Below are 13297 nucleotides of genomic sequence, written 5' to 3' on the forward strand. Positions count from 1 at the left end.
TGTTTTAATACCCCCTATTCTCTTAAGAGTTTTATTGTAAAACAGAGCCTAAAAACGATATACTCTACTAAAAATTATGGGAGTTTAAGCTTTGCGTGTTTTTATCATTTCTTTAAATCAAAAAGTGTGCGATAAATTTGGTTTGGTTTTTAGAGACACCACAACTTTACTCAACAACATCAACGCCACCCACCACCAAGCGCAAATTTTTGATGCGATTTATTCTAAAACTTTTGAAGGCGGGTTGCACCCCTTAGTGAAAAAGCATTTACACCCTTATTTCATCACGCAAAACATCAAAGACATGGGGATTACAACCAATCTCATCAGTGAGGTTTCTAAGTTTTATTACGCTTTAAAATACCATGCGAAGTTTATGAGCTTGGGGGAGCTTGGGTGCTATGCGAGTCATTATTCCTTGTGGGAAAAATGCATAGAACTCAATGAAGCGATCTGTATTTTAGAAGACGATATAACCTTGAAAGAGGATTTTAAAGAGGGCTTGGATTTTTTAGAAAAACACATCCAAGAGTTAGGCTATATCCGCTTGATGCATTTATTGTATGATGCCAGTGTGAAAAGTGAGCCATTGAGCCATAAAAACCACGAGATACAAGAGCGTGTGGGGATCATTAAAGCTTATAGTCATGGGGTGGGGACTCAAGGCTATGTGATCACGCCCAAGATTGCCAAAGTTTTTTTGAAACACAGCCGAAAATGGGTTGTTCCTGTGGATACGATAATGGACGCTACTTTTATCCATGGCGTGAAAAATCTGGTGTTACAACCTTTTGTGATCGCTGATGATGAGCAGATCTCTACGATAGTGCGAAAAGAAGAACCTTATAGCCCTAAAATCGCCTTAATGAGAGAACTCCATTTTAAATATTTGAAATGGTGGCAGTTTGTATAAATAAAAATTGTAAAAAATACTAACGAGCGTTTTAAAGTTGTCCCTATTTGATTGGAACAAAACCAGTTTTTAACCGCTTTTAAGAATGGATTGAATTTTTAAATGGATTTCAAAAGAGTTTGTAGCCTCTTTTAGCTTCTATAAGCAATCTAAATAAGACGCATTAAGAAAATGAAGTGCATCAGAAAATTATTTTCTAATTTTCTAATGCTTTAAGATTAAGACTTTTTAGGATTGGCTTCGGTTACCCTAATCGTTCTGCCCATAAAATCCGTATTATCCAATTTAGCAATCGCTTCGCTAACGCCCTCTTCTTGCATTTCTACAAAGCCAAAACCTTTAGGTTTCTTCGTTTCTCTGTCATAAATCAGTTTGACATTAAAAACTTTGCCAAATTGACTGAAAAGCTCCTTGACTTGCTCACTGGTAGCGCTATAAACCAAATTCCCTACATAAATGTTTTTCAAGATAAAATTCTCCGGTAAAAAAATGACAACATACCCATAAGAATATGAAAAAGTTATAAAAAAGTAACACTTCTAAAACCCAAACACATCCAAAACAGAAGTATGGTGGATTTTATCTAATGATTGCTTAAAAAATTATAAAAGCTATTAAAATTGGGTATTGATAATAAAATAGAACTTACACAAGCAAGCGGTAATTTTAAAAAGCGTTATTAAAGGATAAGGGGGAATATGGTTTCAAAACCACCCCCTATCCTTTTAAGCTTTACCATGAAGCAAAGTTTAAAACACCATATCAAAGCCAAACAAGGACGCTTTATTTAATGCCCTTCATCGGTTAAAACAGCCCCTGCCAGATACACATAAGTGAGAATCATAAAAACAAAAGCTTGTAAAATCCCCATAAAAAACAACACCATAAAAGGCGCTACAGGAACCGCCCAAGGCACTAATAAAAGCATGATGAGCAAGAACATGTCATCGCCCTTGATATTCCCAAACAAGCGAAACGATAAAGACACGATCCTAGAAAAATGCGAGATGATCTCAATAGGGAACATGAAGGGGGCGAGCCACTTCACAGGGCCTGCAAAATGAGCGAAATACTTAAAAAAGCCTTGTGCTCTGATGCCTTCAAAATGGTAATAAAAAAACACAATCAGCGCTAAAACCAGCGTAAAGCTCCAGCTAGCCGTAGGGGATTCAAAACCAGGAATGATGCCTATCATGTTAGAAAAAAAGACATACAAAGCGATCGTGCCAGCTAGGGGGAAGTATTTGCGGGCTAATTCTTCGCCTATAATATCCTTAGCCACGCTCAAAATCGCGCTAATGATGCTCTCATACACATTCTGCAAACCCATAGGCACCATTTGCATTTTGCGCGACGCGCCAAGCGAAATTAAAAACATCAAAACCGCTGTCAAAACGACAAAAAACCCAGTGATAAAATCATGATTGGAGCTAAAAAAATTAGCAATAGTAAATACTCTGTGTTCCATGAAAAAGTTTCTCTAAGCCTTATTGAAAATTTCCTTAATTGTAGCAATTAAGTTTTAAAAACTCATTAAATCAAGCTTTTTAACGAGTTTTTTAACGATTTGTCTTGTTTTCTTTTACAATTCACCCATAATAATTAGGGGCTTCTTTAGTAATATCCACGCCATGCACATGGCTTTCTTTTAACCCCGCGCTAGTGATTTCTACAAATTCAGCGTTTTGATACAATTCCAAAATATTTTTCGCCCCCTGATACCCCATAGAAGAGCGCACGCCCCCTACTAATTGGAAAATCATATCCGAAACCTTACCACGATAAGGCACACGCCCTTCAATGCCTTCTGGGACTAACTTTTCACTCGCTACGCCCTCTTGAAAATACCGATCAGAACTCCCTTTAGTCATAGCCCCAATGCTGCCCATTCCCCTATAGCTTTTATATTGCCTCCCTTGATAGATCATAAAATCCCCAGGAGATTCTTCTGTGCCAGCGAGTAAAGAGCCTATCATCACGCTTGATGCCCCTAAAGCCAAAGCCTTAGCCACATCGCCTGAATAGCGGATCCCTCCATCTGCAATCACAGGAATATCAAATTTAGATGCCACTTCTACGCAATTATCAATCGCGCTCACTTGAGGCATTCCCACCCCAGCCACAATCCTAGTGGTGCAAATGCTTCCTGGCCCAATACCCACTTTAATAGCGTCCGCTCCTGCACTAATCAAATCGCTTGTGGCTTCTTTAGTAACCACATTCCCCACAATCACATCCACTACCAAGCTTTTTTTAATCTCTTCTAAAGTGTGTAAAATATTAGCTGAATGCCCATGCGCGCTGTCCAACACCAACGCATCTACCCCAGCTTTAACTAACATTTCAGCCCTATCCAACTGCCCCACTCCAATAGCCGCCCCCACTCTCAAGCGCCCAAAATCATCTTTATTGGCCTCAGGGTATTCAATGCGTTTTTGAATATCCTTAATCGTGATCAAGCCTTTTAAAACATTATCTTTATCCACAATGGGCAATTTTTCAATCTTATGCTTGTGCATCAAATCGCTCGCTTCATCCAAACTAATGCCCACATGAGCGGTAACTAAAGGCATTTTAGTCATCACATCGCCCACTTTTTTACTCAAATCGGTTTCAAAGCGCATGTCTCTGTTGGTTAAAATCCCTATCAACAATCCCTTATCATCTACCACAGGCACGCCTGAAATCTTGTAATTATCCGCTATGGCCTTAGCGTCCGCTAGCGTCCTGTGCGCATGGATAAAAATAGGATCATTAATCACCCCGCTCTCGCTTTTTTTAACTTTAGTGATTTCTTTGAGTTGCGTTTGAATATCCATGTTTTTATGCACGATGCCAATACCCCCAAGGCGCGCCATAGCGATAGCGGTTTTATGCTCTGTAACCGTATCCATAGCCGCGCTAATAAAGGGGATATTCAAACTAATGTTTTTAGTTAAGCGAGACTTTAAGCTCACATCTTTAGGTAAAACGCTGGATTTTCTAGGCACCATCAACACGTCTTCAAAAGTCAAAGCCCTTTGTAAAATTCTCATTTTCTATCCTTAATCTAATTTTAAATCCAATTCTTGCTCTAAAGCGTAAGAAACGTCTAAAAGGCTTTGCTCATCAAAAGCCTTAGCAATGAATTGCATCCCTATGGGCAAGCCTAAAGGATCTTTAGCGACCGGCAAAGAAAGGGCCGGCAAACCGCTCAAATTCGCCCCAATCGTGTAAATATCGCTCAAATACATTTCTAAGGGGCTTGCATGGTAATTGAATAGATGAGCGGTCGTAGGGGCTACAGGGGTGAAAATCAAATCCACTTCTTCAAAAATCTTGTTGTATTGCTCTTTGATCATCAAACGCATTTGCTGGGCTTTCAAATAATAAGCGTCATAATACCCACTGCTTAAGACAAAATTCCCTAACATGATGCGCCGTTTCACCTCATCGCCAAAACCTTCACTGCGGCTTTTGAGATACAATTCTTTCAAATCTTTAATATTTTGAGCCCTCCTCCCATAACGCACCCCATCAAATCTGGCCAGATTCGAACTCGCTTCAGCCATGCTGATAATATAATAAATAGAGATTTGATAATGCGAATCCAACATCTTTTTTTCCACAATCTCATGCCCCATTTCTTTCAAGGCTTTAATAGTGTTCTCATAAGCGAGTTGCACTTCATTGCTCGCATCTTTAATGTGATCCCTTAAGATAGCGATTTTAAAGCGTTTGTCTCTGTTAAGGTTTTTAAAGGTTTGCGTGGGTTTGAGATTCGCGCTCGTGGAGTCCTTATTATCATGCCCGCTAATAGCGTCAAATAAAATAGAAGCGTCTTCTACATTTTGCGTGATAGGCCCGATTTGATCAAAACTAGAGCAATACGCGATCAAACCATAACGGCTCACCCTCCCATAAGTGGGTTTTAACCCCACGCACCCGCAATAGCTTGCCGGCTGCCTGATAGATCCGCCCGTATCGCTCCCTAAAGCCGCCACCGCTAAGCCACCCGCTACCGCTGCTGCACTCCCTCCGCTACTCCCTCCAGGCACTCTGTTTTTATCTCGTGGGTTTTTAGTGATCCCATAACAACTAGACTCTGTGGTGCTTCCCATCGCAAACTCGTCCATGTTAGAAAGCCCAAACCCTGCCATGCTGTTTTGGTGCAAGTTTTCCATCACGCTCGCATGATAAGGAGCGACATAGCCTTCTAAAATCTTACTAGAGCAAGTGATTTCCCACCCTTTAACGCTGATATTGTCTTTAATAAGGATTGGCACCCCCTTAGCGCTAGCGCCATTAAGACTAGGGGCTTTAATATAAGCGTTCAAATCTGAAGCTCTAACCTTAGCGTCAATTTCGTTTTTAAGGGTTTCTAATTCATCTTGGGATAAAGAAAGGGCTTGTTTTAAAGTGATCATGTTTTAGCCTTACAAAAAATTTAATGGTAGTTTAACATGCTTTAGGTATAAAACGAGCTTATAAGAGCGTTTTTAAAAAGCGTTCAACTCGCTTATTTAAATCTTTTAAACTGGAGCTGTTGTCTATAATGTAATCGCTCATGGCTCGTTTTTGCTCTATATCCATTTGGCAAGCTAAGCGCTGCAAAATCTCAGATTCTTTGAGTTTGTCTCGCTCTAAAAGACGCTCAATTTGTAAAGCCCTAGGCGCATAGATTAACACCACTTTACTCACAGGGTAGCACTCTTTTCCCCCCACTTCAAAAAACAAAGGGATGTCTAAAAAATACGCTTGATGATTTTTTTCTAATTCATAGGCTTTTTTAAGCATGCATTCACGGATTAAGGGGTGCAAAAAATCCTCTAGCCATTTTAACTCATTAGCCTTTTGAAACACGATCGCGCCAAGCTTTTTTCTGTTAAGAATGTCTTTTTCTAAAATATCTGATCCAAAATGTTGGGCGATTTTTAACCGATGCTCTTGCAATAATTGGTGGGCGATCTTATCCGCATCTAAAATTGGATAACCTTGCGATTCTAATATTTTAAGGGTGGTGCTTTTACCGGTGCCTATCCCCCCTGTGAGAGCGATAGCGTTTTTTAAGATCATTTTAAGATTTGATATTGTCTTTAAAGACTTCTTGTAAATTTTTAGGCAAAGCGAATGCGGCCCTATGAATGTCTTCGTTATAGTATCTCACGCTTGTTAGCGCTTCTATTTTTGGCGTCATTAGATCTTTTAAGGGGTGGGTTTTAAAAGAAGCGTAAATATAACCCTTATTGCTCAAAATCCTTAAGGGCGCTACAAAAGGCATGGCAACAGCAAAAAAGTCGCCCATGTTTTTAAGGGCGTTTTGCATGCTCACATGCTCTAATAGCGGGTGTTTGGCTACCGAAATAAACACCCCATCTTCTTTAAGCATTCTTTTTAAACCATCCACTTTATGAATATCCGGCTCTTGCAAGCAAAGGATCAAATCGTATTTTTTAATGTCTAAATCTAAAAGTTGTTTAGCGTGCGTGAAATTCTTGTTGTTTTTCACTTCGTGGAAATGGGGGAAAAAACTAATGAAGCTGTCTAAAATCTTTTCATCCGCTTGCACAAAATCTATACGCGTGTCGTATTTAAAAAGCTGGTGGGCTAATTCCAAATCAAACCCATCCACAATCAAAACCTCTCTAAGCTCTTTCTTGGTGCAACCCCCCATATGAGCGAGCAACTCGCTTTCAATGTGTAAAAAATTCTTGAATAACAACTGGCGGTTGAGCATCGCAATTTCACCAAAATCCTTAGATTTAAAAATCTCTAAGATATTATGCTCGCTTCTCACATCTAATAATTTCGCTTCTATGGTGTATTCTTTACGCAAATACGGCGTGATTTCTTGGGTGATCCACATATAACATTCCTTACTTTTTAACAATATCCATGCCTTATGAATTGCTAACATGCTACCCAAAAAAATCTAAATTGTCGTAATAAAAGCCTAGCTTTGGCATTCTAAAAAAAGTTCCGTATCGCTCTTAAAGCGCTCTTTTTTGAAATCCAAATCAATACTGATGGCTTTATGCTGGCTGTCTAATTTATCGGTTGAATGCTTTTTTAACACCATTTGACACTTTGAAATCTCTATGGTATCTAAAGCCTTATTCTCTATCGTATAAAGATCATCGCTCTTTTTTTCTAAGAGAAAGGATTCATAAAAAGGCCTTAAACTCAAATCGCTGTTATTGGTGGTATAAACATACGAAGAAATTTTGCCCTTAAATTGCGCGATTTGCGTTTTAGTGTCATTAAAAGTGAAAGTTTGGATCTGGCGATCTTTATCGTTTTGATCTTTTAAAAAACGCTTCAAGGCTTTGGATTTGATTTCTACCAACCATTGATCCCCTTGTTTACTCATCATAATATCCCCGTTTTTTAGGGGGTAGAAATTTTGTTGGGAATATTCAATGAGTTTTGGATTTTTGGCTTTTCTTTTGGGTTTGTAAAGGAATGGGTTTTTTTCATTATTAGCGTTGTTGTTGGGATCGTTTTGGTATAGGGGAGGGTTTTTTTCATTATTATCGCTTGGCTCATTCAATAAAATCACAGAAGTTTCAGGGTTAAAAGAATCGTTTTCATCTTTAGTCAATTGGGCGAAAGAATCTCTTTCTTCTATAGGCTGATACACCATGTTTTGTAAAAAAATCGTTTCGCTAAAAACTTCATAATCCGAATCCACATAGCTGGGGCGTTTAGAGCCGTCATTTTCTTGCTCTTGGGCTTTTTTTTGCATTTTGATAAAGCTCTCTTGCGAGCAAGCTAAAAAGCAGACTAAAATCATTATTACCACGCCTATTTTTTTGACTAAAAACAATGCTAGACCCTTATTTAAGCTTTAAATAACTATAATATTGTAATCTAATTTTGATTAAATTGAAGCGATAAAAAAGATGAATACAAGCCATAAAACTTTAAAAACCATTGCGATTTTAGGTCAGCCTAATGTGGGGAAAAGCTCACTATTTAACCGCCTGGCTAGAGAAAGGATCGCTATCACTTCAGATTTTGCAGGCACTACACGAGACATTAACAAACGAAAAATCGCATTGAATGGTCATGAAGTGGAACTATTAGATACAGGGGGCATGGCTAAAGACGCTCTTTTGTCTAAAGAAATCAAAGCCCTTAATTTAAAAGCTGCTCAAATGAGCGATTTGATTTTATATGTTGTGGATGGCAAGTCTATCCCTAGCGATGAAGACATCAAGCTTTTTAGAGAGGTTTTTAAAATCAACCCTAACTGCTTTTTAGTGATCAATAAAATTGATAACGACAAAGAAAAAGAGCGAGCTTATGCGTTTTCTTCTTTTGGCATGCCAAAGAGTTTTAATATCTCCGTTTCGCACAATAGAGGCATTAGCGCATTAATTGATGCGGTATTGAACGCATTGAATTTAAACCAAATCATAGAGCAAGATTTGGATGCGGATATTTTAGAAAGCCTAGAAACCCCTAATAACGCTTTAGAAGAAAATAAAGAAGAAGAAATCATTCAAGTAGGCATCATTGGGAGGGTGAATGTGGGCAAAAGCTCGCTTTTAAACGCGCTCACAAAAAAAGAAAGAAGCCTTGTCTCTAGCGTGGCTGGAACCACCATTGACCCCATAGATGAAACCATTCTAATAGGCGATCAAAAAATCTGCTTTGTGGATACCGCTGGCATCAGGCATAGGGGTAAAATCTTAGGCATTGAAAAATACGCGCTAGAACGCACGCAAAAAGCCTTAGAAAAATCCCACATCGTGCTTTTAGTTTTAGACGTGAGCGCTCCTTTTGTGGAATTGGACGAAAAGATCAGCTCTTTAGCGGATAAACACTCTTTAGGCATCATTCTTATTTTAAACAAATGGGACATCCGCTACGCCCCTTATGAAGAAATCATGGCAACTTTAAAAAGGAAATTCCGCTTTTTAGAATACGCCCCTGTGATCACAACCAGCTGCTTAAAAGCGCGTCATATAGATGAGATCAAGCATAAAATCATAGAAGTCTATGAGTGTTTTTCCAAACGCATTCCCACGAGTTTGCTCAATAGCGTGATTTTTCAAGCCACCCAAAAACACCCCTTGCCAAGCGATGGCGGGAAATTAGTGAAAGTGTATTACGCCACGCAATTTGCCACCAAACCCCCTCAAATCTCTCTTGTCATGAATCGCCCTAAAGCCTTGCATTTCAGTTACAAACGCTATTTGATCAACACTTTAAGGAAAGAATTTAATTTTTTAGGCACGCCCTTAATCCTTAACGCTAAAGATAAAAAGAGTGCTCAACAAAATTAAATTTTTTATGCATTAAACCCCCTTAAAAAAGCGTTTTTGCTTGATTTATCTTTAGGATTTGATTATAATTACCGCTCAATCAGTCAGGCTAAGCGTTTAGATCGCTTGGTTTTGGCATCCATTAGAAAAGGGGTTATCCACATGAACAAAGCGGAATTTATTGATTTGGTTAAAGAAGCGGGTAAATACAACAGCAAAAGAGAAGCTGAAGAAGCGATCAACGCCTTTACTCTAGCGGTAGAAACAGCTTTAAGCAAGGGTGAGAGTGTGGAGCTGGTTGGTTTTGGTAAATTTGAAACCGCAGAGCAAAAAGGCAAAGAAGGTAAAGTTCCAGGAAGCGATAAAACTTATAAAACCGAAGACAAACGAGTGCCTAAATTCAAACCCGGCAAAATCCTTAAACAAAAAGTTGAAGAAGGCAAGTAAATCTAATCCACTCAGCAAGGGGCTTATCAATAGAGTTTCTTGCTTTCTTATAAAATGTCCTTGTAGCTCAGCTGGATAGAGCGTATGATTCCTAATCGTAAGGTCGTGGGTTCGAATCCCGCCAAGGACACCATTCGCACTATTTCTACTACCATAGGGATTTAAAATAGTCGTTGTTTGTGTTTTTGATGAAAAAGGTAGTTAAAAGAAATTAAAAATTTAACCTTATCCTTAAAAAGTGCTCAAAAAAATATTTTATTTCTCATCTTATTTAAAAAATATTCAAAGCATTTTTTACAATTAAAAAGATCTTGCAAAAAGCAAGCGATAACCTCTATAAAAAACGCTCTTTAAGGGGTTTTTAGTTGTGGGTTGTAGGGGGAGAATTTTCAAAATGCCTCCTACCCCTTTAAGAAAATGAATTTAAAAATCAAACTTAAAAAATGGGTTTTATCATAAGAATAAAACCTTAAAACGATACAATCAAGCCATGAAAATCCCCTTTTTTAAAAAATTGAGTGATCCCTATTAAAAATTTAGGAAAGCCAAAAACAAATCATAGTCCCCTAGATCTTAAATTAAAACCCGCTAACCTTATAAGCTTATTAAGAATATCCGCATGACAAATCCCTTCAAAAATGATATAATAGACTTGATGAACTCATTTTAAGGAAAATGCCCATGCGTTTGCACACTGCCTTTTTTGGTATTAATTCATTGCTTGTTGCCTCTCTTTTGATAAGTGGTTGCAGTCTTTTTAAAAAGCGTAACACTAACGCCCAGCTAATCCCCCCTTCAGCTAATGGCTTGCAAGCCCCCATTTATCCTCCAACCAATTTCACCCCCAGAAAGAGCATTCAGCCTCTCCCAAGCCCTCGCCTTGAGAATAACGATCAGCCCATCATTAGTTCTAACCCCACTAACGCTATCCCTAACACTCCCATTCTCACGCCTAATAATGTCATTGAATTGAACGCAGTGGGCATGGGCGTGGCTCCAGAATCCACCATTTCGCCCTCTCAAGCCCTAGCTTTGGCCAAGCGAGCGGCTATTGTTGATGGCTACCGCCAGTTGGGTGAAAAAATGTATGGTATTAGGGTGAACGCTCAAGACACCGTCAAAGACATGGTTTTACAAAATTCCGTGATTAAAACGAGAGTCAATGCTCTCATTCGTAACGCTGAAATCACTGAGACCATCTATAAAGACGGCTTGTGCCAGGTGAGCATGGAGCTTAAATTAGACGGCAGGATTTGGTATCGTATTTTGAGCGGAGCGAGAGGATAAACCCTCTTACTCTATAATCATGCGGTATTTTAGAAGCGCTTTTTTATTATTTTTCATGACGCTTTTTTTTGTCTCTTGCTCCAAGCACCCTTTTTCTAAGCAAACCCCCAAAACTAGGGAGCAAATCAGACAAGAAGAAGCCAATAAAAAAAGAGAAGAGACTTTGAATGCCTTGCGCCAATTCAGGCTCATTTATATTAACACGCCGGTTTTTCGCTTTTATGATTACGGCACGATTAAAACCGATAAAGACCATAATATTGAAGTAACCCTTTACAAGCTCAGCCAAAGAGTGGGCGATATTTATATGACTAAACGAAGCATTTGTTTTAGCCAAAAATGTTCGGCTAAATGGATTGCTGCAAGGGATTTGTTTGGTAAGGTGAGCTATGGGGATTTGTTTGATGACATTGTTTTAGGGAGGGATATTTTTAAAGGCTTAGGAAAACGCCACTTAACCCCTGAATACGTGATCCAAAGGTTTCAAAAAAGCGGGGAAATTATCCTTTATGAAAGAAAAAATGGCCTGATTTCTTTCCAGAATTTGACGCAAAAAATTGCTATTAGGATTGAGCCCTATGAGCCTTCTTTGCAAGATTTAGAAGATAATGAAAACGCTGATAGCGAGCTCCAATGAAAAACTTTTCCCCATTCTGTTATTTTAAAAAGCTCAAAAAACGCCATTTAATCGCTCTGAGCCTGCCCTTGCTTTCTTATGCCAATGGCTTTAAAATCCAAGAACAAAGCCTAAATGGCACGGCTTTAGGCTCGGCTTATGTCGCTGGGGCTAGGGGGGCTGACGCTTCCTTTTATAACCCAGCGAATATGGGCTTTACTAACGATTGGGGCGAAAACAGAAGCGAATTTGAAATGACCACCACCGTGATTAACATCCCGGCCTTTAGCTTTAAAGTCCCTACGACTAATCAAGGCTTGTATTCGGTTACGAGTTTAGAAATTGATAAAAGCCAACAAAATATTTTAGGCATCATCAACACTATAGGGCTTGGCAATATCCTTAAAGCGCTTGGCAATACGGCCGCTACCAATGGCTTATCACAAGCAATCAGTCGGGTTCAAGGGCTTATGAATCTAACCAATCAAAAAGTCGTAACCCTCGCTTCAAAGCCTGACACTCAAATCGTGAATGGCTGGACGGGCACGACTAATTTTGTTTTACCCAAGTTTTTTTATAAAACGCGCACGCATAACGGCTTCACTTTTGGGGGGAGTTTCACCGCTCCTAGCGGGTTGGGTATGAAATGGAATGGTAAGGGGGGGGAATTCTTGCATGACGTGTTTATCATGATGGTAGAGCTTGCCCCTAGCATGAGTTATACTATTAATAAACGCTTTTCTGTGGGTGTAGGCTTAAGGGGGCTTTATGCGACCGGGAGCTTTAACAACACCGTTTATGTGCCTTTAGAAGGCGCTTCGGTTTTGAGCGCGGAGCAAATTTTAAATTTACCTAACAATGTTTTTGCCGATCAAGTGCCAAGTAATATGATGACTTTATTAGGCAATATTGGCTACCAGCCAGCGCTCAATTGCCAAAAAGCCGGTGGGGACATGAGCGATCAAAGCTGTCAAGAGTTTTACAACGGCTTGAAAAAAATCATGGGTTATAGCGGTTTAATCAAAGCGAGCGCGAATCTTTATGGCACGACTCAAGTCGTGCAAAAATCTAACGGGCAAGGCGTATCAGGTGGGTATAGAGTGGGTTCGAGTTTGCGCATCTTTGATCATGGCATGTTTTCTGTGGTGTATAATTCTTCAGTTACCTTTAACATGAAAGGCGGTTTGGTGGCTATCACAGAGCTTGGCCCTTCTTTAGGGAGCGTTTTGACTAAAGGCAGCTTGAATATCAATGTTTCACTCCCCCAAACTTTAAGCTTAGCCTACGCCCATCAATTTTTTAAAGACCATTTGAGAATAGAGGGGGTGTTTGAGTGCACCTTTTGGAGTCAAGGGAATAAATTTTTAGTCACCCCTGATTTTGCGAACGCCACTTACAAGGGCTTAAGCGGGACGGTGGCTTCACTAGACTCTGAAACGCTTAAAAAAATGGTAGGCCTAGCGAATTTTAAAAGCGTGATGAACATGGGGGCTGGCTGGAGGGACACCAACACCTTTAGATTAGGGGTAACTTACATGGGTAAAAGCTTGCGTCTAATGGGCGCTATTGATTATGATCAAGCCCCAAGCCCCCAAGATGCGATAGGTATCCCAGATTCTAATGGCTATACCGTGGCTTTTGGGACTAAATACAATTTTAGGGGCTTTGATTTGGGCGTAGCGGGGAGTTTCACTTTTAAAAGCAACCGCTCCAGTTTGTATCAATCCCCAAGTATTGGGCAATTGAGAATTTTTAGCGCTTCCTTAGGCTATCGCTGGTAAAACA

The 13297-nt window shown here is 39.5% G+C and carries 13 protein-coding genes and 1 tRNA gene; 7 read left to right on the forward strand and 7 right to left on the reverse strand.

Going from position 1 to position 13297, the window contains the following annotated elements:
* Positions 1-91 precede the first annotated feature (91 nt).
* Entirely contained in the window at positions 92-913 is an 822-nt protein-coding gene (locus EWZ81_RS00950) for a glycosyltransferase family 25 protein (protein WP_165548705.1), read from the forward strand.
* A gap of 218 nt (positions 914-1131) precedes the next feature.
* Here the strand turns inward: EWZ81_RS00950 and EWZ81_RS00955 are convergent, their stop codons facing one another.
* The 7 genes from EWZ81_RS00955 to EWZ81_RS00985 all read right to left on the reverse strand — a co-directional run bounded on the left by EWZ81_RS00955 (position 1132) and on the right by EWZ81_RS00985 (position 7718).
* Positions 1132-1380 carry an RNA-binding protein gene (locus EWZ81_RS00955; protein WP_000790557.1) on the reverse strand — a complete coding sequence of 83 codons (249 nt, stop codon included), beginning with the start codon at positions 1378-1380 and terminating at the stop codon, positions 1132-1134.
* A gap of 320 nt (positions 1381-1700) precedes the next feature.
* Complete coding sequence (locus EWZ81_RS00960) at positions 1701-2381, reverse strand: F0F1 ATP synthase subunit A (protein WP_000401222.1); 681 nt, start codon at positions 2379-2381, stop codon at positions 1701-1703.
* Between the two features lie 121 nt (positions 2382-2502).
* Positions 2503-3948 (reverse strand): IMP dehydrogenase, encoded by a 1446-nt coding sequence (guaB, locus tag EWZ81_RS00965; RefSeq protein ID WP_165548706.1) that lies wholly within the window; start codon positions 3946-3948, stop codon positions 2503-2505.
* Between the two features lie 9 nt (positions 3949-3957).
* Entirely contained in the window at positions 3958-5319 is a 1362-nt protein-coding gene (gatA, locus tag EWZ81_RS00970) for an Asp-tRNA(Asn)/Glu-tRNA(Gln) amidotransferase subunit GatA (protein ID WP_165548707.1), read from the reverse strand.
* Between the two features lie 58 nt (positions 5320-5377).
* On the reverse strand, positions 5378-5968 hold the full coding sequence (gene coaE / locus EWZ81_RS00975) for a dephospho-CoA kinase (RefSeq protein ID WP_165548708.1): 591 nt from the start codon (positions 5966-5968) through the stop codon (positions 5378-5380).
* Between the two features lies 1 nt (position 5969).
* The gene (locus EWZ81_RS00980) at positions 5970-6758 is read right to left on the reverse strand and encodes a spermidine synthase (protein WP_165548709.1); all 789 of its coding nucleotides are present in this window, start codon (positions 6756-6758) and stop codon (positions 5970-5972) included.
* Between the two features lie 87 nt (positions 6759-6845).
* A complete protein-coding gene (locus EWZ81_RS00985) occupies positions 6846-7718 on the reverse strand; it encodes a hypothetical protein (protein WP_165548711.1) in 873 nt (290 codons plus the stop codon).
* Positions 7719-7794: 76 nt separating this feature from the next.
* Between EWZ81_RS00985 and der the strand changes: the two genes are divergently transcribed.
* The 6 genes from der to EWZ81_RS01015 all read left to right on the forward strand — a co-directional run bounded on the left by der (position 7795) and on the right by EWZ81_RS01015 (position 13293).
* Positions 7795-9183, forward strand: coding sequence for a ribosome biogenesis GTPase Der (gene der / locus EWZ81_RS00990; RefSeq protein WP_165548713.1), 1389 nt, complete (start codon positions 7795-7797; stop codon positions 9181-9183).
* 141 nt (positions 9184-9324) lie between these two features.
* The gene (locus EWZ81_RS00995; RefSeq protein WP_001029066.1) at positions 9325-9609 is read left to right on the forward strand and encodes an HU family DNA-binding protein; all 285 of its coding nucleotides are present in this window, start codon (positions 9325-9327) and stop codon (positions 9607-9609) included.
* 56 nt (positions 9610-9665) lie between these two features.
* Positions 9666-9742: transfer RNA gene (locus EWZ81_RS01000), tRNA-Arg, on the forward strand.
* 548 nt (positions 9743-10290) lie between these two features.
* The gene (locus EWZ81_RS01005) at positions 10291-10896 is read left to right on the forward strand and encodes an LPP20 family lipoprotein (protein WP_001236600.1); all 606 of its coding nucleotides are present in this window, start codon (positions 10291-10293) and stop codon (positions 10894-10896) included.
* A gap of 19 nt (positions 10897-10915) precedes the next feature.
* Entirely contained in the window at positions 10916-11533 is a 618-nt protein-coding gene (locus EWZ81_RS01010; protein WP_001268720.1) for an HP0838 family lipoprotein, read from the forward strand.
* On the forward strand, positions 11530-13293 hold the full coding sequence (locus EWZ81_RS01015) for an OmpP1/FadL family transporter (RefSeq protein WP_165548715.1): 1764 nt from the start codon (positions 11530-11532) through the stop codon (positions 13291-13293). Before EWZ81_RS01010 ends, EWZ81_RS01015 begins: the two co-directional genes overlap by 4 nt.
* The last annotated feature ends 4 nt before the right edge of the window (positions 13294-13297 follow it).

The organism is Helicobacter pylori (assembly GCF_011140715.1).
In the GTDB taxonomy this organism is placed as follows: Bacteria; Campylobacterota; Campylobacteria; order Campylobacterales; family Helicobacteraceae; genus Helicobacter; species Helicobacter pylori_DA.